The following is a 21,813-nucleotide window of genomic DNA, read 5'->3' as shown; positions in this document are numbered from 1 at the left end:
CTTCCATCAGCGGCACGAGCTTAGCAAGAAACCTGCCAGACAGGGTACGGCGCGTCATTCGAACCAGGGCCATTCCGCCGGGCCTTCATGCGTGACGGCTCCGCCCGGCGCCTGGCCAACCAGTCGCGCGTACTTTGCGAGCGCACCCGCGCGGTGACGCGGCGGGCGTTGCTTCCAATCGCGCCGTCGCGCCGTGAGTTCCTGCTCGTCGACCAGCATATCCATCCGCCTGTTTGCGGCATCGATCCGGATCCTGTCGCCGTCGCGAACAAGCGCCAGCGGGCCGCCCACAAATGCTTCAGGCGACACGTAGCCGATACACATGCCGCGGGTCGCGCCGGAGAACCGGCCATCGGTGATCAGGGCGACCTTTTCGCCCATGCCCTGCCCATAGATCAGCGCGGTGACGCCGAGCATCTCGCGCATGCCGGGACCGCCCACCGGCCCCTCATTGCGGATCACGAGAACCTCGCCTGCCTTGTAGCTGCGGTCACGAACTGCTTTGACACACGCTTCCTCATCTTCGAAGACGCGTGCAACGCCCTCGAAGGACTGGCTCTTCAAACCCGCGACCTTGATCACCGCACCGTCCGGACAAAGATTGCCCTTCAGAACTGCCACGCCACCGTCGGGCATGATCGGCGCACGAGACGCGTAAACAACCTCGCCGTCGGGCGCGTTAGCCGCGCCATATTCTTCAGCAAGCGCGCGGCCCGTGATGGTGATGCAGCTGCCATCGATGTGGCCACTTTGAATCAGCTCACGGATCACGACGGCAGCACCGCCGACATCGTAGACGTCCTTTGCGGTATATTTGCCGCCCGGCCGCAGGTTCCCGATCAGCGGCGTCCTGGCAAAAACCTCGCCGACGTCATCGATCGTGAACGCAATGCCGGCCTCGTTCGCGATTGCCGGCAGATGCAGCGCGGCGTTGGTCGAGCCGCCGGTCGCGGCAACGATCGCCGCGCCGTTCTCCAGGGATTTCCGCGTCACGATGTCGCGCGGCAGCGGTCCGCCACGTTCCAGCATCTCCATTACCAGCCGCCCGGCGCGGCGCGAGATCTGCGCACGTTCGGCATAGACACCGGGCACCATCGAGACGTTGGGAATGGTGAGACCCATCGCCTCCGACACCATCCCCATCGTGTTCGCGGTGAACTGGCCGGCGCAGGCGCCAATGGTCGGTAGGCAGGCGCGCTCGATCCGCTCGAGCGTGGCGCCGTCGATCTCACCGGTCATGAAGCTGCCGACAGCTTCATAGGAGTCAAGCACCGTGAGAGTCCGTCCGTCCACTCGGCCCGGCAGCGAACTGCCGCCGTAGATGAAAATGGACGGCACGTTGCAACGAACCATGCCCATCATCACGCCGGGAAGCGTCTTGTCGCATCCGCCGTACCCGATCAACGCGTCATAGGCGAGACCATGAACGACGGCTTCGATCGAATCGGCAATCAGCTCGCGCGAAAAGAGAGAAAACTTCATCCCCTCGTGATTCATGCTGATGCCGTCGGAGACCGAAACAGTCGAGAATTCGCGCGGCGTGCCGCCAGCCTCCTCGATTCCCGTCTTGGCCGCGGCCACCTGGAAGTCGTGGGTCATATTACAGGGCGTCTGCTCGCCCTTCATGCTGACGACGCCCACCATCGGCTTGGCGATCGCAGCGTCGTCGAGCCCCATTGCGCGCATGAAAGCGCGGTGCGGGGCCCGGTCGAGGCCGTCAGTCGTGACCCGTGATCGCAACTTCTTCATACGCGCATCTTCTTCATGCAACGTCCCGGATGATCCGGGACGCCGCGATCTCCTCGGTCGATAGTTCGCCCCGCGCCTATTCCAGCGGCGCGACGATCGTCGCGTGCTTGAACTGCGTGGCATCCAGCTTCGGCAGCATTCCGGTCTCCGCGTAGATGTCCAGCATCTTCTGGATCGCGGGGAAGTTCGGCGCGGCGCCTGGATCCCGGCCGAAATCGTTGTCCTTGAGCAGATAAGTCTCGAGCACCGGAATAGGCGCCTTCAGAACCTCATTAACGACCTTTAGCGTCTCTTCGCGGTTGGCCAGCGCTTTCTTCATACCCGAGGTAATGTCACGCACGTAGGCCTTCACCAAGTCGGGGTTCTTGTCGACGAAATCCGCACGGCAGGCTTCCAAGATGTGCACGATGTTCGGCATCGCCTGCGACAACGAGAACAGCTTTCTTGTGCCACCCTTCGCCTCCGCACGTGCCGCAAACGGCTGGTTCATGTTGACCGCGTCGACACGGCCCTGGCGTAGCGCGTCTTCGGAGACGGCAAAGCCGACCTCGACCAGCTTGATGTCCTTGGCCGGATCGACGCCATTCTGCTTGAGCAGCAGGTTGAAGGGACCTTGCGTACCGCCGCCGATCACGGAAATGCCGACCGTCTTGCCCTTGAGATCGGCGATCGTCTTGATCGGCGAGTCATCCATCACCGCCCAATAGACCGAGAAACCGCCGGGCTTCTCGAAGACGTGCTGCGCCACGATGTAGGCCTTGAGATTGCCGCCGACCACACCGTTGGCCAGCGACAGCGGCGCCTGCGTCGCGCAATCCAAGGCGCCGGCCGCGAGTGCCTGCGTCATCGGCGCTGTGCCCTGAAATTGGGTCCATTCGATGTTGTAGGCCTTGCCGATATTGGGAAACTCAGCCGGCCTGCGCATCATCCAGTACTTGGATTCCTCGGCCGGGATCGTCCAGCCGACACGGATGGTCTGCTGTGCCCATGACGGGCCTGCCCCGGCGCTCGCGACCGCCGCCGCCCCCAAAGCCAGGATCCACTTCGAAACGGTTCGCATCGTGCCCACTCCGCTGCTCCGGCGCCGACCGGCGCCGCCCAACCCGACCACCTCAAATGTTTCATGGTTCAAACAATCAGGCAAGCCATGCGAGCCGGACGGTTTCGCTGTCGGACCTGCAATGTATGGTAAGGCGGCATTTGCGCTGCGACAGAAGGAGGCAACCTATGGCTGATGCGAGCAAGACAATCGCGCAGGGCGTCGAGAGGCTGGGCTATATCGGCCTTGGACTGATGGGAACGCCGATGACCCGGCGCCTGCTCAAGGCCGGCCATCAGGTATCTGTCTGGAATCGTTCGGAGGGCAAGGTAGCTCCGCTCGTCGCGGCCGGCGCCAAGCACGCAGCCACGCCTCGTGACCTGTTGGCGAACGCGGATATCGTCTTCATGTGCGTGACGGATGCCGCTGCCGTCGAAGAGGTGATCTTCGGGCTCGAGGGTCTTGCAGCGGCTCCCGGCGCAGGCAAGCTCGTAGTCGACTTCTCGTCGATCCATCCCGACGCCGCGCGCGATCTTGCAGCGCGGCTGAAACTCGCGAATGGCGCGGGTTGGATAGATGCGCCGGTGTCCGGCGGCACCAAGGGCGCAGAGGACGGCACGCTTGCCATCATGGCCGGCGGAGACGCTGCTGAGATCGAGCGGGCACGGCCCTATGTGCTGCCCATGGCACGCAGGTTCACCCACATGGGCCCTACCGGTGCGGGCCAAACCACAAAACTCTGCAACCAGGTGATCGTCGGATGCGCGATGGCTGTTCTGGCGGAAGCAACGCGCCTTGCCTCGAATGCAGGGATTGACGCAGGTCGGCTTCCCGAGGCGCTTGCTGGCGGCTTTGCGGATTCGATCCCGCTTCAGCTCTTCGTGCCGCGCATGGTCCAGGGCATCCACTCGCCGCCGCTCGGCCACATCGCGACGATGCTCAAGGATCTCGACACGGTCGCCGATGTCGCCCAGGCGACGTCAACGCCGGTGCCGATGGCGAGCCTCGCGGGACAGATTTTCAGGCTGGCCAAGGCTGCACGCGGCGCGGACGCGGACGCTTTGGAAATCTACAAGCTCTCGGCCACGGACCGCTGAGCCCGACGAGCGTCCTTGAATCGCCTTATGGCGACTTCTTGCGCTCATCATCAGCCAGGAACCGGCCATACGCCCCGCGCGCAAACAGCAGCGGCTCCTTGGCACTGTAGGCATAGGCCTCGACCGCGCCGAGAAAGATCACGTGGTCACCGCCATAATAGCGATTGACCGATCGGCATTGAAAGTTGGCGACACTCTCGGCAAGTACCGGGGCGTCCCCGAGGCCTGGGGTCCAGTCGACCCCGGCGAACTTGTCCTCGGACGATTTTGCAAACTTGTTCGCAAGCGCCTGCTGTGAAGTGCCGAGTATGTGAACGGCGAAATGGCTGGCGTTCTGAAACACGGGGAGGCTTGAGGAATAGATACCGAGGCTCCAGAGGACCAGGGGAGGATTCAGGGAGACCGATGCAAACGAATTGCAGGTGATGCCATAGGGCTTTCCGTCAGGGGCCATGGCGGTGATGATCGTTACGCCGGTTCCATATGTACCGAGCGCATTGCGAAAATCGCGGGGATCGATCGGCGAGCTGTCGCTCGCGAGCTCATTGGCGGGATCGGGAGCAGCCGGCTGCTTCGGCAGATCATTCATCGACCGGCCTCACAGCGTGAGATTTTCGGACGGCAGGCCAAGCGCCACGCGCCCATAATTGGTTCCGGCCGCATCAAAATTGAATGCGAGGTGCGAGTTGATCGCGTGCGCATCGCGGAATTGCCGCTGCAGCACGCCCGTCGTGAACAAGCCGCGCGCGCCGCTCGCGGCAAACAACATCGAGACAGCTTCGGTGCACAGATTGACTGAGAAAGCCCCGTCGCGCCGGTACCTGGTCTTGCTGGCCATGTTTGGAACATGACCACGTCGCGCGTCGTCCATGGCGTCAATGCAGGCCGAACGCATGATAAGGCGCGCAGCATCGATCTTGGCCGAAGCCTCCGCGATCTTGATCTGCGTGCTTTGAAAATCGCTGAGCTTGGCACGGTTGTAAGTCGATAGGCGATGACGCGCGACTTCCGCATAGTCGTCGAGGCACGCTTGCGCATTACCGAGCGCAACGCCGGACAGGACGTAGGGAAACAGCGAAAACACGGGTAGCGTATACGACGGATTGGGATTGACCCTGCTTCCGGGCGTCGGGCCGCCGGCAAGCTCGCCGACGGCGACCGTCATATAGTCGGGCACAAAGGCATCCCTGACCTCGACGTCGCAGGAGCCCGTGCCGCGCAGCCCCGCGACATTCCAGGTGTCCAGCACCTTGTAGTCGCCTTTCGGCAGCAGAAAGATGCGATACTCGATCCCGTCTGCTTCGTCGTCAGAATAGACTACGCTTGCGAGCATGTTCCATTCGGAGGAGGCAACGCCCGAGGAGAACGGCCAGCTCCCGTGCAACCTGTAACCGCCCCCGACCTTCCTGGCGCGACCGGCCGGAAAAATGAACGAGGACGCAATCAGTGCATCCGGATCGCGGCCCCAGACAAGATCCTGCGCCTTCTGCTCGAACATGCCGAGCATCCAGTGATGGCTCGCCAGATTGGCGAAATTCCACGCCACTGATGCGTCGGCCCGCCCAAGCAGCTCAGCGCAGTCGACAAGGGCGACGTAGTCGAGCTCGGCGCCGCCAACGCGTTTCGGCTGGAGCATCCGGAATAGGCCCGCGTCGTGGAGATCCTTCTCGGTTTCCGGGGGCAGATGCCGCAGTTCTTCGGTCCGCGCGGCACGCTCTCGGAGCCGCGGCACGAGCGCCCCGGCCTTCGCGGTCATTGCCGCGTAGGCGCTCTCGCCGGCTTCCGGCCCTCTGGGCTGGTCCATGCTCGGCTCTTGACCAGACGCCATTCGTGTCCCTCGCTTCGACATAGTTATGCGGCGGGAACTTCGCCAAATCAAGCCGAGGCAATGTCGACGGGCGGCGGCCGCCCCGAATCTTGGTTGCTCGAAAGGATTCGATGTCGCGAACGCCGGCGCCGCAACGGAGTGCCTGCAAGTCAGGCGATGCCTCGTCCTATGAAATCACCTGGCTCAAGCCGGCGGCGAAGGCTTGTCGGATCCAAAGACGCCCTTTTGCGTGAACTCCGAGATCCGGCGCTCGTCGTAACCAAGGATATCACGCAGAACGTCCTCGGTATGCTCGCCTAACAGGGGGGCGGCAACGGGATCGACCGGGCCGGTCAAGCTCATGGCAATCGGCGGCTCGATGTTGGGGACCCATTCCGCCGTAGGATGTGGAATCTGGCTCAAGCGATGGCGCTCCCGAGCCTCGGGTGCGTTAAACCCCTCTTCAACGGTCCGGAGGTAGCCGACAGGGATCTTCGCCAGCTTCATCTTTGCCATCCAGTTCTCGAGGGTATCGCTCGCGAAGACCTCGGCGATGGCTGCCCGCAAGAGCTCCTTGTTTTCGGAACGCGCTTTGCGCGACGCGAACTGCGGATCGGTGATCAGAGCGGGCCGGTTCAGCACCTCGACCACCAGCCGGCGATACAGTCTGTCGTTCGCACAAGCCATGTAAAGCGGCCCATCGGAGGCTTCATAGACACCGACAGTGGGGGAACCGCTCGGCGAATTGCCGAACCGGCCGGGGTTCTCACCGTTGATCAGATAGGCCATGCCGTAAAATCCGGTCATGCCCATAGCGACGTCGAACAGGGCGACCTCGACATGCTGCCCGCGGCCGAGCCGGTCTCGCGCCAATAGCGCCAGCAGAATGGCGTTGCAGGCGGACATGCCCGTCGCCATGTCCACGATCGGCGGGCCGGTACGAACCGCCGGCCCATCGGCGAACCCATTGAGCGACATGAAGCCGCTTTCCGCCTGCGTGATGGGATCGAAGCCGGGACGCGAAGCGAACGGTCCGGTGCGTCCGTAAGCGGAAATCGAGCAATAGACCAGCCGCGGGTTGATCGGCGCGACGGCCTCATAATCGAGGCCGAATTTCTTCATGACTCCGCCTGAAAAATTCTCCACGACCACATCAGCCCTGCGGATCAGATCCAGCGCGATCTGGCGGGCCTCCGGCACCGTCAGGTCGAGTGCGATACCTCGCTTGTTGCGGTTCAGGCTCAGATAAGCGGCGCTTTCGCCGCCGATTTCGGCGTGCTCATAGGCGCGCGTGTCGTCGCCGCCGTCCGGATTCTCGATCTTGATGACGCGCGCGCCGAAATCGGCAAGCGTCTGAGTGCAGGCCGGCCCCGCCACCACGCGCGTGAAATCAACGACCAGAAGGCCATCGAGCGCAGTAGGCGCGCCTGTCGTCCGCGACGGGCGTTCCGGCAATTGAGGCTTGGTGGGCATCGACGGCGCTCCCTTACATCGGCTTATGGTCGCCGAATTTCCTGCAAGACCAAACTTAAAGCCCGGCGCCTCCGACTTCGCAAGTGCCTCAGCCGCATCGCGTCAATACGCAAAAAGGGCCCCGCAGCCGTCAAGCTGCCGGGCCGTCGGACATTCCGGATGTACAAGGTCGCGCGACGTCCAGCGCTGGCCTTTTGACGTTGTAAAAGCTCGTTCCGCACGACGGGAAACCCTGCTCAGCGGAGCCCCTGTCGCCAATAAAGCGTATGCGCCCAGGCCCAGGGCGCCTCAGGCTCGAAGAGACGGTAATCCGCCTGGATGAAGTTATTCGCACTGGACTGTCCGTCGTGTCAGAGACGACGCTGTCCTAATGTGTCGGCGATGTCGTCGTCGGACGCGCGATGTCGTCGCCGTGGCGGCTCACTTTCCCAACACGGCCTTGACACCAAGCCAGACGGCCACAATCAGGCCGGAGACGATCACCGTAATCACGGCCTTGAAGGTGTAGCTCTGCGCCTGCTCCACGCTCTTTCGCCACCTCCGCAGTTGCTGGAAATCGGCCCTCAGTTCCTTCCGGTCATCATCTTCAATTCCAAAAGAAGCCAGCATCGACGCGACCGTCTTCAATACGATCGCGTCGATGCTGCCCTGCTGAAGTCTGTGCTGCTCGGCCAGCGTCTGGGACACAATCGCTCTGATTTCATCAACTGGCATCTTCATCGCTTGATGATCCTTGCAACATTCTCGAATCCACGCTTGGCGAAGTAAAAGCAGACGACGAGATTGGCCATGATTACCGCGAATCCCGCCAGAGGGTCCGTCATTCCGAGGCCGAAAATTTTGTCGAAGATCAGGAGTACCCAGCCGCGATCGAGGATCGCGTTGGCGGACGAGACGCGGGCGGCCGGCGTCGCGTCATCGCTGCGCATGACGCCGACGAGGACATTGATGGCTGTCCTGGTATGGCTGCGCGCGACCGAGCGGATCTCGGTCAGCGTCCGCGCCCTGACGTCTTCCGTCGCGCGAGCTCGCTTTCGATCTGCCCGCTCACGAAAACGTCTTCCACAGCACGATTGCAACCAGGCCCGCGAGCGCGAGCGATATCAGATAGGCTGTCATCATCTCTCCACGGAAGGAAAATACGCGGCAGATCGCGTGACGAAGCGCGATCGTTTCGGGCGCGAACCCTATCTCCGTGTCCGGAGACCGCAGCGGCGCGAGCAACGGACCCAGCGCCGCGGGCCGGCACGTTCGCGCGTGCACGGCCAGCAATGGTTCGGACGGCAGTGCGCCGATCGGCGCTCCCTTAACGTGGTCTAGCGAGTGCGTGGCCGGATGCGGGCACCGTCCGATCTCGAAATCGAGACGAAAAAACCCGCGGCGGGTGCTTCCGGCGCGGGTAAACCAAACTCGTCTCGATGATGTCATTCTTCCGGTCTTGCCCGACGTGTCAAACGAACGAATTCGCGTAGCGTGCGTTAGGCGATCAGGAGGACCGGTCATGACACAAAAGACGTCGCGAAATCTTCCGCGCCCAAAGCCGCGCATCGACAAGGAGCGCGACACGCAAGAGGCGATCATCGAAGACGCCAGCGAGACCGATGATAGGGACCGCGATCTCGTTCATGGCGATGGCGGCACCATCGACCTTCCTACGAAGCCCGGCGATTTGTCTAAGGACGATTAGACCGACCGTCGGACGACGCGCAGCTCGACGTTGCCATTCTGCCGGTGCTTTGCCCGACGCGTCGAACATCCCTCGTTCGACCACGCCGTCGCGGAACTTACGCGAAGAGCGGCGCGTTTTATTCCTTCGGTCGGAGGAACGTGCGTGCGATGAGCCATACTGTACTGGTTGTTGACGACGATCCCGGCGTCCTCGACGTCATCGTGGGCATGTTGGAAGATCTCGGCTGCGAGGTGATAAGCGTCCAAAGCGGCCCGGATGCGCTCGATCGGCTCAGGCAGAACGAGAGCATCTCCATCCTCGTCACGGACATCAATATGCCAGGCATGGATGGTCACGAACTGGCCGAACTGGCGAAGCGGCTACGCCCGGAATTGAAGATCCTGCAATTATCGGGGCGCGAACCGCGGCGCGGGGGCCTGCCAATGATCAGGAAACCGTTTTCGTTCGAGGAACTCGCCGACACCATGCAGCGAACCATCGGCGTTTGCTGAACGCAAGATGCCCAGAAGAAAACCCGCAGCGGGGGCCCGCGCGGGTCGAACCAAACTCATCTCGATGTTGCCATTCTGCCGGTGTTTTGCCCGACGTGTCAACGCAACGAACGCGGACGGAGGAGCCCTTTCCTCCCAGCTTGATATGTGGTGCGCAAGGGGCTTGCTTCAAGTCCCCCGCCCAGTCCTAGAACCCCCAACCCGAAGACCATCCAAAGCAGCAACTCGAGGGGGTCCACATGCCTGTATTGCTTCCGACGTCCCGGCCGCGCGGCCGCTCCGAGCAGGCCGGCGTCAGCCGCGCGAGCCACCATGCAGTGGTGATCGCCGGCGGCGGCCCAACCGGGTTGATGCTGGCCGCCGAGCTGGCGCTCGCGGATGTCGACGTCGCCGTGGTCGAGCGGCGCGCGGATCAGGGGCTCGTCGGCACGCGGGCCGGCGGATTGCACGCGCGTACCATCGAGATCCTCGATCAGCGCGGCGTCGCCGAGCGCTTCCTGCGCGAGGGGCAAGTCACCCAGCTCGCAGGCTTCGCCTGGACCAGGCTCGACATCGGCGATCTCCCCACCCGGCACGCTTATGGCCTCGCGCTGCGGCAGAGCCACATCGAGCGCATCCTGGCCGACTGGGTCGAGGAGCTCGCGGTGCCGATCTATCGAAACGCCGAGGTGACGGGCTTGGTTCAGGACGCGACCGGCATCGACGTTGCGCTCTCCGGCGGCAAGGCATTGCGCGCAAGCTATCTCGTCGGCTGCGACGGCGGTCGTAGCCTTGTGCGCAAGAGGGCCGGCATCGATTTCGTAGGCTCCGATCCGACGCTCAGCAATCTCATGGCCGAAGTCGAGATGCGCGACGAGCCGGCATGGGGCCTCCGCCACGACGCGATCGGCTTTCATGGCCTCAGCAAAACGGAGAGCGGACGCGTGCTGGTCGTCGTGACTGAAGCGACGCTCGACCGCGCCGGCGAACCCGGCTTGCGCGATCTCAGCGATGCGCTCGTCGCCGTATACGGCACCGACTTCGGGCTCCACAACCCGTCCTTCATCTCCCGTTTCACCGATGCTGCGCGGCAGGCCGTGTCCTATCGCCGAGAGCGCGTGCTCCTCGCCGGCGATGCCGCGCATGTCCATCACTCCGTCGGCGGACAAGGCCTCAACACCGGCGTGCAGGACGCCTTCAATCTCGGCTGGAAGCTGGCGCAAGTCGTCAAGGGCATTTCGCCCGACAGCCTGCTCGACACCTATCATGCCGAGCGACATCCCGTCGCCGCGCGCGTCCTGCGCAATTCCTTGGCGCAAATCGCCCTGCTCCGCCGCGGCGAAGCCGGCCTTAAGGCCGCGCGCGATGTCGTATCCGACCTGCTCGCCATGGACGAGCCGCGCAAACGGTTTGGCGCGATGATGAGCGGGCTCGATATCCGCTATGATCTCGGCGAAGGACACGAACTGCTCGGGCGCCGCATGCCCGATCTCGACCTTATGGTCGATGGCCGCCCGCGAAAACTCTTCGCGCTGCTGCACAGCGCACAGGCTGTGTTGCTCAATTTTGGCAAATCCGGCAGCGTCGACAGCGCGCCCTGGGCACATCGCGTCGGAACAGTCGACGCCGACTCCAATGGTGCATGGGAGCTTCCGGCCATCGGACAGGTCACCGCGCCAAAAGCCGTGCTGGTGCGACCCGACGGACATGTGGCGTGGGTAGGAGATGAGAGCCAACGCGGACTTGCGGACGCCCTGACGACTTGGTTTGGACCGCCGGCTGCGGCGTAGCGCACGAACGTCAGATGCGCCAAACAAACAGGCCCGCGGCATTCCGCGGGCTTGATCCGAACTCATCACGATGATGCCATTCTGCCGGTGTGTTGCCCGACGTGTCAAACGACGCGCTCGCGAGCCGGCGCTGGCGCTGTACCGCAAGCATGGCTTCGCGAGTGGCGAGGCTTTCGGTGACTACGGGCCGAGCGCCTTCAATCAATTCCTGCACCTCAACCTGTCGGATTGATCGTGTCGCGCCGCCGTCGCCAACGTCGCGCTTCGGCAAAGAATGAGTAAGCGGCTCAAGGGACTAAAACCTCGCCTCGACCTACGCTCGAAATGTCCGGAGGAGTGTATCAAATGATGCAGACGCCTGCCGAAGCCAGGCATACGGTTGGCCGTCACCGCAAGGCCCTTGGCATTCATCGGTGATGAGAACGCCAGTTGCGCTCCCGCCCCACTTTAACGAGGGAGCAGCGCCATGCTGAGGCGGCGTCGTTTCAAACAACCCAAAACGCTTCGCGAGCGGCTCGCAGACGAGGCCGCACGCCTTCGCACGGAGGCCCGCGCGCTGGCGCCCGGATACCGCCGCGAGATGCTGCTGCGCCGGGCGCGGCAGGACGAGATGGCCATACAGATCGACTCCTGGCTGCGTTCGCCGGGCCTGAGGCCGCCGACATGACCCGGCAATACCGCGCCTATCTGGTCGGCGCGAACGGCGTGTTCTGCTCCGCCGAAGCGTTCGAGGCTGACTCCGATGCGTCCGCGCTTCGGATCGCGCAAAAGTTCACGCGCCGAAGCGACGTCGAGGTCTGGCAGCTCGACCGGAAGATCGCTCTGTTGGTGCGAGCCACACCACCCGTCACGGCCTGACCGGCAGCCACGCGCCTCAAGCCGCCGCGCCGGAAGCTGTCACTCCTCCGCAAGCTTGCGCTCGATATAGGCGTCCACCGTCTCGGCGAAGGAGCGCTGCACCCCAACCGCAGCACCATGCTGGTCGAGCGCGTCGCGCTGGAGCACGCGCAGGCCGCGTCCGCGGAGGCTGGCCGGAGCGGTGTTCAGATATTGATCGATCGCGCCTTTGGCGAGCGGGATGGCTCTCGGATCGCCCCTTGCGATCATGAGACGCAGGAGGCTCTGGCATTCGGCCAAACCGGGCATGGCACGGCCTTCAGCGTTGCTGCGATTTCGGCTTCGGCCGCTGGACCGGCTGGGTGTGCGTGCCGAACAGCGCCAGCAGAAACGCGACTTCTTCCTTCGAACCGACCTGGATCATGACTTCTCTCCTGTTCGCTCCGTTGGTCGGGGCGAGCGGGCGCAGCGTTCAGGACAATCTGGTTTCGGCAATGTTTCAGGCGTGCTTCGTCGGGGATCGAAAACGCCCGACCCAACGCGTGAAAACGGCTCCGGCGCAGGACGGGGGGCTGGAGCGCCGGAGCCGTCATTCCAGGCCGGCAATCGGCGGTGGGCCGGCCACAGAACCAATTCCAGTATGGAACAAGAAGTTCCTAAAAGGGAGCTGGCGACCCCGCAGCCGCTTCGACGTCATTTGTGCGCCCGCGCGCCACCCGAGCGCGAACTGGACCGCCGAAAGAGAGCTGCTTAGGTAAGTCATACTTTCGTTCCGGTCGAAGGAACCGGCTCGCTCCGATCCGGTTGAGGGGGAAATTGCAACAGCCAGGGAGCACACAATGACAAAGCGCCGCCTCCGAGTGAAGCAAACCCGCTCGCTCGAAGAACGATTGGCCGAGACCGCCGCCAGGCTCAAGGAGCGCGCCGACCAATTGCCGGCGGGCGCGGAACGGGACGCCCTTCTTAAGAGGGCCCGCCTCGCCGAAACTGGTGCAGAGCTCAGCGATTGGCTCATCACCCGCACTACAACCTCGTGATTGATTTAGGAACGTTCTCGGCCGGCCCCAAGTTGGCGCCATGCTCGCGACGCGGTGCCATCATGGCCAGGTACTATTTCGACATTCGAGACGACGGCAATATTTATCCCGACGAACAGGGATTGGAGTTTGCGACGCAACGCGAGGCTGAGGTAGAGGCGGCGCAAACGTTGACGGGCCTGGCGCGGGACCTGGCCGTTCAGGACGACCGACCGGACGTTGCCGTCGAGGTTCGCACCGAGAACGGGCGCGTCTTTCAAGCTGCCCTCATTTTCGATCAGAATGCGAAGCGGCATTGAGCGCGGTTCGATCAGAACAATGCAAGGACCAGCCAGTTATCCCGTCATGCATCGCATCTGGTACTTGACCGCCTTCCTCGCCGTCACCGTGGCCGTGTTCTGGCTGCTGGTCGGGTTTGACAAATTTCTCGACGGGTGAGCAAAGCGAACACCTCAATATGAGGACGCTTCAACAGCTCCGGCAATCGCGAGATCCTTCGCCCCGCGAATGCAGGTCTTCGCGATGATAAACGCATCAGATCGTGAAGCCGCTTGCGTCCTTGACGCGGAAGCACCCCTCCTCCGCGACCATGGCCCGCGGCGCCGGAAACCGCCCGAGATTGTCCATCCCCGTTCACGGTCGTGCGAGGCCGCGTCGCGGTTCAATTCGGTGCGATACGAGGTGGCGCTCGGCAGGATGGGTCCGCGGCTGGCGCGGAACGAAGAGGCTGTGCACGAGAATAGGCTCGCTGTCGCCGAGCCGTGTCCGCTCCTGAGCCAGGCCGCTCATCACGACGCGCATCTTCATGATCTCCTCCGCAACGAAGGTGCAGTCCTCGTCGCGTTTGATCTGCTCATGCATGATGGCCTCGGCTTCCCGCATGCTGACGCGTAACGCTCTGACGATGTTGCGGATTTCGTTGATGCGATTGTCCACGGCCCCATCTCCACTCGGCGATGCCATCAAAAGAACAGATCATGAACTAAGAGTCAATACGGGAGGTCTTCACCTCGAGTTCATGATGCCAGCCCTAAAGCTGCGGCCAACAACGGCACGTAGGTAGGAACATGTCCTTTGACCCGATGGCCGCTGCGGTTGACTGGCTTGATGCTTACCGCGCCGGCGAGATCGAAACCATCTTGGCAATGTTTGCCGATGATGCGATCGTCCATTGCGCCTGCGGCGGCATGAAGACGATTTCGACCCGGCAAGGCCTGCGCGCCTATTGGGTCGACCGTCTCAGGGATTATCCCGCCTCGCATCTGGACGATCTCAGGCCGTCCGGGGCTGGAGCAGCCATCTCCTATATCGCGCGCGATGGCGCCGTGAGCGCGATACTCACCTTCAATGCGTCCGGCAAGATTGCTTCGTTGACGTGCGGGCCTTTGAACCAGGGCGTGTAACTCATAAGGAGCTGACGTCGGCTTTTGGGGTCCAAGCAGAAATTCTTTCCTCAATCAGAGAATTGCCGGTTTAGACCCTGACCGGACATTGGGGCTGATCAATATCTGAGGCCGGCCCCAAGGCGCGGCCAATCGGCGGGACAGACGGCGAGACGCACCCGCAGCTCAGCTGGATAGAGCATTACTGGCGAGCTCGACGACGGCACCTCGCGTTGTTGCCGGCTTTCCGGCAGCGAGGATGGCGGCCATTGCCGGGTTGCCCTCTGCTTCCAGCGCCACGATAGCTTGTCGGGCCCAAAGGTAAGACGCCTGAAAAATCTCCGTATGTCGGTCGAAGTCCGTCACATCGATCCCTAGCGGACAGGGCGGGCGCATTACCAGATCGAGTGGTCCCGTCGGCAACGTATCGTAACGCTGATGCGCCACGAGGCTTCGCCACAGCACGTTGACGGCACTCGGCGCGGCGGGAAGCAGCTTCTTACGAAACGGCATCAGCATTGCCGCGATCAGCTCGAGCCGTCCGGGCAACGCATCATACGCGACATCAAACAGCTCAGCCGCCGGCTCGCCGAAATGCACAACCAGATTGGGGCCACTCTTTAGTTGATGCATCGGTGCCAGCGGCACATTATCGATCAGGCATCCATCAACAAGCATCGCACCTTCTGGCGTGTAGAACGGCGGCAATAATCCAGGAATTGCGCTTGAGGCACGCACCGCCTGCCACAGCGATCCCGAGCGGATCAATTCCAGATTATGGGTCGAAAGATTGGTTGCGACTGCCGCGAGAGGTCGCCAGCAATCCTCGATCCGGCAGTCGTGGCCGAATTGACGGGCGAGCGCCCGATCGAACGCCTTATGATCCAGCAAGGCGTAACGCGGCCAGGTTGGCCGCCGGAAGCTGCGACTCCTGACGAAAATATCGTCCGTGCCGCGCTCAAGATCCTCGGCTTTGAGGTTCTTTGCGAATCCGGCCGCCATGGCAGAGCCGACACTGGTGCCGATAAAGATATCGAATATCACGCCAAGCTCGCAGAAGGCCTTGTAGACCCCCACATGCGCCGACCCAAGGCTTCCGCCGCCGCCGGCGACGTATCCAATCGCGCGACCCGACAGGAATCGGACTAGACTGTCGAAATCAACTTGATCCCCCAACGCGACATGGTGATGCATGAAGGAGGGCAGCCGAGCAAGCCAGGCCGCGGTTCCACTGACGTGACTGCTCCGTCGATCATGGACGCGAACGAGGCGTCGCGCCGACCTTGGGTGAACCTCGCAGGCAAAAGTCTCGACATCCGTCAAGGGTCCCACCGGCGCATCGCCACGGCACCCGAACACAACCATGTCGGCCTGGCGGATAGCCTTGCGTGTCCAGGCATCGGCATCGCGATCTCCGAGGTAAACGACCAGCGGCGCGGCGTGTTCTAGTCTGTTGAGCCATTCAGCGACATCGGGCGCATCCGGGGCTCGCCCGGGAAACCTGGAATTGACGCGGGCGACATCGACGATCTCCGCATCGGTGGCGGCGAGCGCATCGCGCATTCGACGATCAAAGGCGCCAGGCAACAGCTCGCGTCCACCTTCGATGAGGGCCACCGTTCTGGCCCTTGGCGACGCGCGAAGCGGCGTGAGACGCGCCGTCTCCTTGCCAAAACGGAGCGCGAGCGCCGCAAGCACTGCCTCAACAATGGCGGGGGCGTCCCGGGCAAGCTTCTGGTAGGCTGCACGTGTCAACACGAGCACGCTGGTGTCGCGGATGGCAATTACATTGGCAGTGCGCGGGACATTTGCAAAGAAGCCGATTTCGCCAACCAATTCGCCGGCACGGAGCTCGGCGAGAGGTTCGAGCTCGCCATTTCGGCACACAGCTAGCGCACCGTGCAGCACCAAAAACAGTGAGTCCGAGGGGGCCCCTTGGGCAACGAGCCGTTCTCCCCGCACCAGATCGAGGCGAACCATTGCGTTCAGAGCCGTCATCCGCTGTTCCGGACTGAGCGTTCTGAACAAAGCGAAGTCCTCAGACACGTTCCCCCACGCAAATGTCGCGCTCGCTTCATTCATTGGCGACATCCAGTTCGACTGCCCGGCCCTGATGTTAATGCCGGGTCGCCTCGTCTGCCAGAATGAATATGGGGGTCTGCGCGCCAGCTCTTTGCGATGCATCATAGAAGCACCGCAACATAGATCGTGACGCTATCCTGCCGCTACGACGCTGCAGCCTCGGGGCCGCTTTCGACATTCACGGACCGCCTCCGTTCGCTGCGGCGCTTGAGTGTGCTTGTGGCCCCTCCCGGACCTCATCGAAGTCCGCTTCTGCACCGCTCTTGGGGGCTAAGCGGACATCGCGGATTTATAAGCACACGCTCTAGCCGCGTTCATTTTTTGCGTCACGGCATCGTTTGCCCAAAGGGTCAAACTTTATCTAAATGCGGCGAAGCGGATTCGGCGGAATGAAATCTTCCCGCGCCATGCTGGGACATGTCCCCTGCGAGGACGCGCGGGCAAGCTGGAGATTCCGTCGATGTATTACGTCGCCGCCGCATTACTGGTGCTGTCGGGACTGTTCTACTCCGCGGGCCATCACGAGCTCGGCCAGTTCGGCGCGAACGTCTGCAGCTATGGCAGCACGTTCTGCGACAACCCGGTGGTCGTCTTCACCGGCGGCGCACTGGCCGCCGCCTGGGGCATGTTCGTCAGCATCAAGTAGCAGGACGCGTTTCGGGCTTACGTCTCGTTGTTCTCATAGCGCTTGCGTACGATGCTCTCGGCAACATGACGCTCGGTGCGGCTGGGGGAGCGGTTGCGCAGCACGCCGTAGATCAGCGCCACGAGCAGGATGAAGGCGCCGACAAAGAACACTGCTTCCAGGCCGATGATACCCTCCGTCAAATCCTTGCGTTGAACGCGCTACCTCGCCAGCTCTTTGCGGACGGCGGCGGCCGAATTGCCGACCTTGTCGACGGCCTTTTGCAGCTCCTCCCTCGATACGCCGAGCGCGTGCGTCCAGTACTTGACCTCGAAGGCCTCGTGCATGTTGATCTTGCTGCGGTCCGGCTGCGCGCGCTTCGTGAGATTGTCCATTTGCGTTTCCTCCCTAAGACGGGAAAAACGCCACCATGGACCGGCCGTTCCAAACGGCGGGGCGCGGCTTACAAGGCGAGGCTCACACGTCGAGGCTCACACGTTGAGCCACAGCATGGAAGCCAGCACGGCTGAAAACACAAACAGCCCGACGATTGCAATTCTGAAAACCAGGTCGGCGGCCAAGCGAGCCCCCTTTGTGCTTGCAAATTCTTTGCCTGCATGGCGCGCAGTCTCTGCCCTGAGCAAGGCTGGGACTGCACCGTGACTGTGCTGCCGGGCCGGATTGGGAAACTGCCCTCGCGCGGCAGCGCAACGCGCGAATCTACCTTTGGTTCCAAGGCTTCAGCGGGCACGCGAATTTGACGAATGTCAAGCCGAGCGACATCCGGGCGGAGTGCTGGCTTGCCGCTACCCGACCGTGGACTATGACCTCGCTGCGCTGTCCAATTGCACGCTCGCCTTCGTCGGCGAGACGACCCTGGGAAGCGCTACGCTGGTGACCGTTTGAACATGGGGCAAACGAAACATGGGGCAAACGAAAAGCCCGCAACCGGTGACGGTGCGGGCTCGACGAACTCTGCGATGGTATAACTCTACAAGTGTTTTGCCCGACGTGTCAAAGGAATGACAGAGCATCGGCATCGGCCGACGGCGCGGCGATGGCCGACGAAGGAACTTTGCGGCTAGGATTGCGCTTAAAGCACACTTCGCAATTCCGGAAGGTCAGCCCTGTCAAACAGATCGAAACAGCACGCCGCCAGGCACGACAGCGCCGAAGGTTCGGCGAAGTCCGGGCCGGGGCTGCTGCAACGGCTGGGGCCCGGGCTCATCACCGGCGCAGCCGACGACGACCCGTCTGGCATCGCCACCTATTCGCAGGCGGGTGCGCAATTCGGCTACGGGCTGCTCTGGACGGTGTTTCTGACCCTGCCGTTCATGATCGCGATTCAGCTCGTCAGCGCTCGCATCGGCCGGGTCACCGGCAAGGGGCTCGCCGCCAACGTCCTGCAGCTCGCACCGCGCTGGATCGTGCTGGGGCTCGTCTCGCTGCTCGTCATCGCCAACACCTTCAACATCGCCGCCGACATCGCCGCGATGGCGGAGGCGCTCTCGCTGGTCGTCGGCGGGCTCAATCACGAGCACGCGTTGATCTTCGCGGCTGGCTCGACCTTGCTCCAGGTGTTCGTGCCCTATCGCCGCTATTCGCCGGTGCTCAAATTCCTGACGCTGACGCTGTTCGCCTATGTCGCCACCGCCTTCACCGTGGAAATCCCGTGGAGCACCGCGTTGCTCGCCGCGGTATGGCCGAAGGTGAATGTCAGCGCCGACTATTTCCTGATGGTCGTCGCCGTGCTCGGCACCACCATCAGCCCCTATCTCTTCTTCTGGCAGGCCTCGCAAGAGGTCGAGGAGATGAACCAGGGCAAGCGCGACAAGCCGCTGCGCGACCTTCCAAACGGGGGCGACCCCGAGATCGCGCGCATCAGGGCCGACACCATCGTCGGCATGCTGCTCTCCAACAGCATCGCCTTCTTCATCATCCTGACCACGGCGTCCGTGCTGAACGCCAACGGCGTCACCAAGATCAACTCGGCGACCGAAGCGGCCGAAGCTCTGCGCCCGCTCGCCGGCGACTTCACCTTCGCGCTGTTCGCGCTCGGCATCATCGGCACCGGCCTCCTGGCGATCCCGGTGCTGGCGGGCTCGGCGGCTTACGCCGTTGCGGAGATTTTCGGCTGGCGCGCCACGCTGGAGGCGAAGCCGGAGAAAGCCGTCGGCTTCTATACCATCATCGCGGCCGCAACCATCATCGGCTTCGGCCTCGGCTTCACCGGCATCGACTCCATCCACATGCTGGTATGGAGCGCGGTGCTCAACGGCATCGTTGCCGTGCCCGTCATGGCCATGATGATGCTGATCGTCTCGAGCCGTGCGATCATGGGCCGCTTCAAGGCCCGCTCGTGGCTGGTCGCGCTGGGCTGGCTCGGCACCGCGATCATGGCGCTGGCAGTCCTTGCTCTGCTCGGCTCGTCCGCGATCGGCTGACGAGACCGGCGACAGTGCCGCCGATATCTGCGACGCGATGACGAAGGCCGCGAGTATGGCCGGCGCGCAGATGAACCGTATTACGGCGTCACAGGATTGACCGTCGGGGACGTCTTCGGCCCCGGCCGCTCCGGCTCGACCGGCGACTTCGGTTCGGTGGGAAGCACCTTGGCGCCGGCGGCGTGCGCAGCCTCGCCCGTCGTTGCATACATCGCGACATGTGCCGGCTGCGTCTTGGCGCGATTCCATGGCCCGTGATCGACGATCAACATCGCAGCGATCGTCAAGCCGGCCACGATCAGCGCAATCACGCCGGGATGGCGAAGCGCCGAGGACATGGAGTTTGCGAAGCGACCAGTTGCCATCGAAGGGACCCGTGCTTTTTCCTCTCGCGGATTAACTCAAACGCATCCTGCGAGTTCCATCTTTCGCTTAAGCAAGTTCCGAGCCACTGCGCGGAACTGATCGTTCCGATACGATCACTTTTTGACATCGGGGCGCGCATCGCCGACGAAGCTGTCGCGGTTCGTCATTTTGACGGCCGCAAGCGATTTGGCATCGAGTGTCGCATCGGCTCCCACCAGTCCGTTCAGGTTCAGGATATAGGCGGACACCGCATAGACTTCCTCGTCACTCAGCGACTGCGGCGCGTTCTGCGGCATGGCGCGGCGGATATAATCGAACAGTGTCGGCGCATAAGGCCAATAGCTGCCGACGGTGCGGATCGGCTTGGCCGTCCCGATCGTGCCCTGCCCTCCGGCGAGCCGATCGCCCAGGCCGCCTTCGCCCTTCTCGCCGTGGCACGAGGCACATTGCTGGGCGTACACCTCGCGGCCATGGCTGACCGAACCGCCTCCCTTCGGCAGATTGCTGCCGTCACGTCCGACATCGATATTCCAGCCCGCGATCTCCGCAGCCGTCGCCGGGCGACCGATACCATAAGGGCTCTGCGCCCGCGCTTCGCTCGCGAAGGCACCCAGCGCGATTGCGGCGGCAACGCCGCAAGTCTCACGCCAACGCATTGGTCACCTCGCCATCGGCCGCGATGCGCCAGGGCCAGATCGCGTTGTTGTGGTAGAAATAGTTCTCGCCGCGCACCGCGAGCAGCTCGGCCAGCGTTGGCTGCACATAGCCGGTCTCGTCGACGGCACGGCTCTGGATCACGGCTGGCTTGCCGTCCCATTGCCAAGGCAGGCGGAAGCGCGTGAACGCGCGCGTCAACACCGGCTCCTGCAATCGCGCGTCTTGCCAGCTCTTGCCGTCATCGACCGACACCTCGACACGCTTGATCTTGCCATGTCCGCTCCAGGCGATGCCGGTGATCTCATGGAAGCCAGGCGCGCTCAGGCGCTGACCGCCCGAGGGGCGCGTAATGATCGACTTGGCTTCCATGTAGAAGGAAAACTCGCGCGCGGTGCCGTCGGGCAAGAGATCGGTGTATTTCGAGGTCTCTTCGCGCGAGTAAGTGGGCTCCGCAGTCACGTGCAGCCGGCGCAGCCACTTCACGCTCATATTGCCTTCAAAGCCCGGCAGGAACAGCCGCAAGGGATAGCCCTGCTGCGGACGTAACCGCTCGCCGTTCTGGCTGTAGACCAGAAGGGCATCCTCGAGGCATTTCTCGATCGGAATGCTGCGGGTCAGCGCAGCGGCGTCAGCGCCTTCGGCGACGACCCATTTGGCGTCCGGTTTCAATCCGGCCTCCTGGAGCACCAGCTTCAGGCTCACGCCGGTCCATTCGGCGCAACTTACCAGACCCACGAGGTCCGATGCCGTCTTGCCATAGGGCTTGATGTAACCGGGATTGCCGGAGCATTCGAGGAAGTGGATGCGCGATTCCGACGGGAAGCGCCTGAGATCGTCCATCGTGAAGATCAGCGGCCGTTCGACAAGGCCGTGCAGCATCAACCGATGCTGCGCCGGATCGATGGTCGGAACACCGCCATGATGCCGCTCATAGAACAATCCATTCGGCGTGATGATGCCGTCGAGCTCCTGCAATGGCGTCCGGCCGGAGGCAGAAACGTACTGCTTGAGAGTCTTCGAGATGTTCTTGACGACGCCCTTCTCGAACGGTGACGGCGTGCCATAGGGCTGGCCTCCCATCGGTTCGCCCGGCGCCTTCATCCATTCGGGAATGCTGGGCGGAAGATTATCGGTGTCCGCTGCCGCCGACGCACCGGCACCCAGAACGGCGCCGCCCGCCACCGCAGTGCCGCCTTGCAGGAAGCGACGGCGTGTTGCTCTTCGGGATTTTCCCTCGGCGTCGATCGTGCTGCTCATTGCGGATCCTC

The 21,813-nt window shown here is 62.9% G+C and carries 27 protein-coding genes and 2 pseudogenes; 11 read left to right on the top strand and 18 right to left on the bottom strand.

Annotated elements, in window-relative coordinates; translation table 11 throughout:
* Nucleotides 1-54: 54 nt before the first annotated feature.
* Both ilvD and JQ627_RS30890 read right to left on the bottom strand, forming a co-directional pair.
* The gene (gene ilvD, locus JQ627_RS30895) at nucleotides 55-1,749 is read right to left on the bottom strand and encodes a dihydroxy-acid dehydratase (RefSeq protein ID WP_212488137.1); all 1,695 of its coding nucleotides are present in this window, start codon (nucleotides 1,747-1,749) and stop codon (nucleotides 55-57) included.
* A gap of 76 nt (nucleotides 1,750-1,825) precedes the next feature.
* Complete coding sequence (locus tag JQ627_RS30890) at nucleotides 1,826-2,809, bottom strand: ABC transporter substrate-binding protein (RefSeq protein ID WP_212488136.1); 984 nt, start codon at nucleotides 2,807-2,809, stop codon at nucleotides 1,826-1,828.
* A 167-nt stretch (nucleotides 2,810-2,976) separates the two neighbouring features.
* Between JQ627_RS30890 and JQ627_RS30885 the strand changes: the two genes are divergently transcribed.
* Nucleotides 2,977-3,885 (top strand): NAD(P)-dependent oxidoreductase, encoded by a 909-nt coding sequence (locus tag JQ627_RS30885; RefSeq protein WP_212488135.1) that lies wholly within the window; start codon nucleotides 2,977-2,979, stop codon nucleotides 3,883-3,885.
* A gap of 25 nt (nucleotides 3,886-3,910) precedes the next feature.
* Here the strand turns inward: JQ627_RS30885 and JQ627_RS30880 are convergent, their stop codons facing one another.
* The 7 genes and pseudogenes from JQ627_RS30880 to JQ627_RS30855 all read right to left on the bottom strand — a co-directional run bounded on the left by JQ627_RS30880 (nucleotide 3,911) and on the right by JQ627_RS30855 (nucleotide 8,593).
* Entirely contained in the window at nucleotides 3,911-4,474 is a 564-nt protein-coding gene (locus JQ627_RS30880) for a flavin reductase family protein (protein WP_212488134.1), read from the bottom strand.
* Nucleotides 4,475-4,483: 9 nt separating this feature from the next.
* Nucleotides 4,484-5,713, bottom strand: coding sequence for an acyl-CoA dehydrogenase family protein (locus tag JQ627_RS30875; RefSeq protein ID WP_212488133.1), 1,230 nt, complete (start codon nucleotides 5,711-5,713; stop codon nucleotides 4,484-4,486).
* A 183-nt stretch (nucleotides 5,714-5,896) separates the two neighbouring features.
* On the bottom strand, nucleotides 5,897-7,165 hold the full coding sequence (locus tag JQ627_RS30870; RefSeq protein ID WP_212488132.1) for a CaiB/BaiF CoA-transferase family protein: 1,269 nt from the start codon (nucleotides 7,163-7,165) through the stop codon (nucleotides 5,897-5,899).
* 236 nt (nucleotides 7,166-7,401) lie between these two features.
* A pseudogene (locus JQ627_RS39220) lies at nucleotides 7,402-7,532 on the bottom strand (GNAT family N-acetyltransferase); the annotation flags it as partial.
* Nucleotides 7,533-7,585: 53 nt separating this feature from the next.
* Entirely contained in the window at nucleotides 7,586-7,885 is a 300-nt protein-coding gene (locus JQ627_RS30865; RefSeq protein WP_212488131.1) for a hypothetical protein, read from the bottom strand.
* Between the two features lie 140 nt (nucleotides 7,886-8,025).
* Nucleotides 8,026-8,216: pseudogene (locus JQ627_RS39825) on the bottom strand (hypothetical protein); the annotation flags it as partial.
* Nucleotides 8,213-8,593, bottom strand: a complete 381-nt coding sequence (locus tag JQ627_RS30855) for a hypothetical protein (RefSeq protein ID WP_212488211.1) — start codon at nucleotides 8,591-8,593, stop codon at nucleotides 8,213-8,215. The gene JQ627_RS30855 and the pseudogene JQ627_RS39825, both read right to left, overlap by 4 nt.
* 73 nt (nucleotides 8,594-8,666) lie before the next feature.
* Here JQ627_RS30855 and JQ627_RS30850 point away from each other — a divergent pair, with 73 nt between their 5' ends.
* The 3 genes from JQ627_RS30850 (at nucleotide 8,667) to JQ627_RS30840 (ending at nucleotide 11,115) form a co-directional block, all read left to right on the top strand.
* On the top strand, nucleotides 8,667-8,852 hold the full coding sequence (locus JQ627_RS30850; protein ID WP_212488130.1) for a hypothetical protein: 186 nt from the start codon (nucleotides 8,667-8,669) through the stop codon (nucleotides 8,850-8,852).
* 149 nt (nucleotides 8,853-9,001) lie between these two features.
* Nucleotides 9,002-9,346: a response regulator gene (locus JQ627_RS30845; protein WP_212488129.1), complete on the top strand. Its 345-nt coding sequence runs from the start codon at nucleotides 9,002-9,004 to the stop codon at nucleotides 9,344-9,346.
* 239 nt (nucleotides 9,347-9,585) lie between these two features.
* The gene (locus tag JQ627_RS30840) at nucleotides 9,586-11,115 is read left to right on the top strand and encodes an FAD-dependent monooxygenase (RefSeq protein ID WP_212488128.1); all 1,530 of its coding nucleotides are present in this window, start codon (nucleotides 9,586-9,588) and stop codon (nucleotides 11,113-11,115) included.
* Between the two features lie 10 nt (nucleotides 11,116-11,125).
* Here the strand turns inward: JQ627_RS30840 and JQ627_RS30835 are convergent, their stop codons facing one another.
* Nucleotides 11,126-11,386, bottom strand: a complete 261-nt coding sequence (locus tag JQ627_RS30835) for a hypothetical protein (protein ID WP_212488127.1) — start codon at nucleotides 11,384-11,386, stop codon at nucleotides 11,126-11,128.
* 195 nt (nucleotides 11,387-11,581) lie between these two features.
* On the opposite strand from JQ627_RS30835, the gene JQ627_RS30830 reads away from it, so the two are divergent.
* Both JQ627_RS30830 and JQ627_RS30825 read left to right on the top strand, forming a co-directional pair.
* The gene (locus JQ627_RS30830; RefSeq protein ID WP_212488126.1) at nucleotides 11,582-11,782 is read left to right on the top strand and encodes a hypothetical protein; all 201 of its coding nucleotides are present in this window, start codon (nucleotides 11,582-11,584) and stop codon (nucleotides 11,780-11,782) included.
* Nucleotides 11,779-11,973, top strand: a complete 195-nt coding sequence (locus JQ627_RS30825; RefSeq protein ID WP_212488125.1) for a hypothetical protein — start codon at nucleotides 11,779-11,781, stop codon at nucleotides 11,971-11,973. Before JQ627_RS30830 ends, JQ627_RS30825 begins: the two co-directional genes overlap by 4 nt.
* A 39-nt stretch (nucleotides 11,974-12,012) precedes the next feature.
* Here JQ627_RS30825 and JQ627_RS30820 read toward each other — a convergent pair whose 3' ends face one another.
* A complete protein-coding gene (locus JQ627_RS30820) occupies nucleotides 12,013-12,261 on the bottom strand; it encodes a hypothetical protein (protein ID WP_212488124.1) in 249 nt (82 codons plus the stop codon).
* Between the two features lie 530 nt (nucleotides 12,262-12,791).
* On the opposite strand from JQ627_RS30820, the gene JQ627_RS30815 reads away from it, so the two are divergent.
* Both JQ627_RS30815 and JQ627_RS30810 read left to right on the top strand, forming a co-directional pair.
* The gene (locus JQ627_RS30815; RefSeq protein WP_212488123.1) at nucleotides 12,792-12,989 is read left to right on the top strand and encodes a hypothetical protein; all 198 of its coding nucleotides are present in this window, start codon (nucleotides 12,792-12,794) and stop codon (nucleotides 12,987-12,989) included.
* A 62-nt stretch (nucleotides 12,990-13,051) separates the two neighbouring features.
* A complete protein-coding gene (locus JQ627_RS30810; protein WP_212488122.1) occupies nucleotides 13,052-13,288 on the top strand; it encodes a DUF6894 family protein in 237 nt (78 codons plus the stop codon).
* Between the two features lie 334 nt (nucleotides 13,289-13,622).
* Here the strand turns inward: JQ627_RS30810 and JQ627_RS30805 are convergent, their stop codons facing one another.
* A complete protein-coding gene (locus tag JQ627_RS30805) occupies nucleotides 13,623-13,925 on the bottom strand; it encodes a hypothetical protein (RefSeq protein ID WP_212488121.1) in 303 nt (100 codons plus the stop codon).
* Between the two features lie 131 nt (nucleotides 13,926-14,056).
* On the opposite strand from JQ627_RS30805, the gene JQ627_RS30800 reads away from it, so the two are divergent.
* A complete protein-coding gene (locus JQ627_RS30800; protein ID WP_212488120.1) occupies nucleotides 14,057-14,392 on the top strand; it encodes a nuclear transport factor 2 family protein in 336 nt (111 codons plus the stop codon).
* Nucleotides 14,393-14,557: 165 nt separating this feature from the next.
* Here JQ627_RS30800 and JQ627_RS30795 read toward each other — a convergent pair whose 3' ends face one another.
* On the bottom strand, nucleotides 14,558-16,453 hold the full coding sequence (locus JQ627_RS30795; RefSeq protein WP_212488119.1) for a patatin-like phospholipase family protein: 1,896 nt from the start codon (nucleotides 16,451-16,453) through the stop codon (nucleotides 14,558-14,560).
* A gap of 460 nt (nucleotides 16,454-16,913) precedes the next feature.
* On the opposite strand from JQ627_RS30795, the gene JQ627_RS30790 reads away from it, so the two are divergent.
* Nucleotides 16,914-17,099: a hypothetical protein gene (locus tag JQ627_RS30790; RefSeq protein ID WP_212488118.1), complete on the top strand. Its 186-nt coding sequence runs from the start codon at nucleotides 16,914-16,916 to the stop codon at nucleotides 17,097-17,099.
* Nucleotides 17,100-17,116: 17 nt separating this feature from the next.
* On the opposite strand, the gene JQ627_RS30785 is transcribed toward JQ627_RS30790, so the two are convergent.
* Complete coding sequence (locus JQ627_RS30785; protein ID WP_212488117.1) at nucleotides 17,117-17,281, bottom strand: hypothetical protein; 165 nt, start codon at nucleotides 17,279-17,281, stop codon at nucleotides 17,117-17,119.
* Between the two features lie 18 nt (nucleotides 17,282-17,299).
* Complete coding sequence (locus tag JQ627_RS30780; protein WP_212488116.1) at nucleotides 17,300-17,473, bottom strand: DUF3606 domain-containing protein; 174 nt, start codon at nucleotides 17,471-17,473, stop codon at nucleotides 17,300-17,302.
* Nucleotides 17,474-18,277: 804 nt separating this feature from the next.
* Here JQ627_RS30780 and JQ627_RS30775 point away from each other — a divergent pair.
* Entirely contained in the window at nucleotides 18,278-19,522 is a 1,245-nt protein-coding gene (locus JQ627_RS30775) for an NRAMP family divalent metal transporter (protein ID WP_249143529.1), read from the top strand.
* Nucleotides 19,523-19,602: 80 nt separating this feature from the next.
* Here the strand turns inward: JQ627_RS30775 and JQ627_RS30770 are convergent, their stop codons facing one another.
* The 3 genes from JQ627_RS30770 to soxC form a co-directional block, all read right to left on the bottom strand.
* On the bottom strand, nucleotides 19,603-19,887 hold the full coding sequence (locus tag JQ627_RS30770) for a hypothetical protein (RefSeq protein ID WP_212488115.1): 285 nt from the start codon (nucleotides 19,885-19,887) through the stop codon (nucleotides 19,603-19,605).
* A gap of 114 nt (nucleotides 19,888-20,001) precedes the next feature.
* Complete coding sequence (locus JQ627_RS30765; protein ID WP_212488114.1) at nucleotides 20,002-20,544, bottom strand: c-type cytochrome; 543 nt, start codon at nucleotides 20,542-20,544, stop codon at nucleotides 20,002-20,004.
* On the bottom strand, nucleotides 20,531-21,802 hold the full coding sequence (soxC, locus tag JQ627_RS30760; RefSeq protein WP_212488113.1) for a sulfite dehydrogenase: 1,272 nt from the start codon (nucleotides 21,800-21,802) through the stop codon (nucleotides 20,531-20,533). The genes JQ627_RS30765 and soxC overlap by 14 nt, the downstream gene beginning before the upstream one ends.
* Nucleotides 21,803-21,813 lie beyond the last annotated feature (11 nt).

Origin of the sequence: Bradyrhizobium liaoningense, assembly GCF_018130785.1 — a bacterium.
GTDB lineage: Bacteria > Pseudomonadota > Alphaproteobacteria > Rhizobiales > Xanthobacteraceae > Bradyrhizobium > Bradyrhizobium liaoningense_A.
This window is presented reverse-complemented; position numbering and strand designations above follow the sequence as displayed.

What these genes read in the sequence shown, in the direction of transcription:
- ilvD (WP_212488137.1), bottom strand. Translation starts at nt 1,749, where the DNA reads ATGAAGAAGTTGCGATCACGGGTCACGACTGACGGCCTCGACCGGGCC.
- JQ627_RS30890 (WP_212488136.1), bottom strand. Translation starts at nt 2,809, where the DNA reads ATGCGAACCGTTTCGAAGTGGATCCTGGCTTTGGGGGCGGCGGCGGTC.
- JQ627_RS30885 (WP_212488135.1), top strand. Translation starts at nt 2,977, where the DNA reads ATGGCTGATGCGAGCAAGACAATCGCGCAGGGCGTCGAGAGGCTGGGC.
- JQ627_RS30880 (WP_212488134.1), bottom strand. Translation starts at nt 4,474, where the DNA reads ATGAATGATCTGCCGAAGCAGCCGGCTGCTCCCGATCCCGCCAATGAG.
- JQ627_RS30875 (WP_212488133.1), bottom strand. Translation starts at nt 5,713, where the DNA reads ATGGCGTCTGGTCAAGAGCCGAGCATGGACCAGCCCAGAGGGCCGGAA.
- JQ627_RS30870 (WP_212488132.1), bottom strand. Translation starts at nt 7,165, where the DNA reads ATGCCCACCAAGCCTCAATTGCCGGAACGCCCGTCGCGGACGACAGGC.
- JQ627_RS30865 (WP_212488131.1), bottom strand. Translation starts at nt 7,885, where the DNA reads ATGAAGATGCCAGTTGATGAAATCAGAGCGATTGTGTCCCAGACGCTG.
- JQ627_RS30855 (WP_212488211.1), bottom strand. Translation starts at nt 8,593, where the DNA reads ATGACATCATCGAGACGAGTTTGGTTTACCCGCGCCGGAAGCACCCGC.
- JQ627_RS30850 (WP_212488130.1), top strand. Translation starts at nt 8,667, where the DNA reads ATGACACAAAAGACGTCGCGAAATCTTCCGCGCCCAAAGCCGCGCATC.
- JQ627_RS30845 (WP_212488129.1), top strand. Translation starts at nt 9,002, where the DNA reads ATGAGCCATACTGTACTGGTTGTTGACGACGATCCCGGCGTCCTCGAC.
- JQ627_RS30840 (WP_212488128.1), top strand. Translation starts at nt 9,586, where the DNA reads ATGCCTGTATTGCTTCCGACGTCCCGGCCGCGCGGCCGCTCCGAGCAG.
- JQ627_RS30830 (WP_212488126.1), top strand. Translation starts at nt 11,582, where the DNA reads ATGCTGAGGCGGCGTCGTTTCAAACAACCCAAAACGCTTCGCGAGCGG.
- JQ627_RS30825 (WP_212488125.1), top strand. Translation starts at nt 11,779, where the DNA reads ATGACCCGGCAATACCGCGCCTATCTGGTCGGCGCGAACGGCGTGTTC.
- JQ627_RS30820 (WP_212488124.1), bottom strand. Translation starts at nt 12,261, where the DNA reads ATGCCCGGTTTGGCCGAATGCCAGAGCCTCCTGCGTCTCATGATCGCA.
- JQ627_RS30815 (WP_212488123.1), top strand. Translation starts at nt 12,792, where the DNA reads ATGACAAAGCGCCGCCTCCGAGTGAAGCAAACCCGCTCGCTCGAAGAA.
- JQ627_RS30810 (WP_212488122.1), top strand. Translation starts at nt 13,052, where the DNA reads ATGGCCAGGTACTATTTCGACATTCGAGACGACGGCAATATTTATCCC.
- JQ627_RS30800 (WP_212488120.1), top strand. Translation starts at nt 14,057, where the DNA reads ATGTCCTTTGACCCGATGGCCGCTGCGGTTGACTGGCTTGATGCTTAC.
- JQ627_RS30795 (WP_212488119.1), bottom strand. Translation starts at nt 16,453, where the DNA reads ATGAATGAAGCGAGCGCGACATTTGCGTGGGGGAACGTGTCTGAGGAC.
- JQ627_RS30790 (WP_212488118.1), top strand. Translation starts at nt 16,914, where the DNA reads ATGTATTACGTCGCCGCCGCATTACTGGTGCTGTCGGGACTGTTCTAC.
- JQ627_RS30780 (WP_212488116.1), bottom strand. Translation starts at nt 17,473, where the DNA reads ATGGACAATCTCACGAAGCGCGCGCAGCCGGACCGCAGCAAGATCAAC.
- JQ627_RS30770 (WP_212488115.1), bottom strand. Translation starts at nt 19,887, where the DNA reads ATGGCAACTGGTCGCTTCGCAAACTCCATGTCCTCGGCGCTTCGCCAT.
- JQ627_RS30765 (WP_212488114.1), bottom strand. Translation starts at nt 20,544, where the DNA reads ATGCGTTGGCGTGAGACTTGCGGCGTTGCCGCCGCAATCGCGCTGGGT.
- soxC (WP_212488113.1), bottom strand. Translation starts at nt 21,802, where the DNA reads ATGAGCAGCACGATCGACGCCGAGGGAAAATCCCGAAGAGCAACACGC.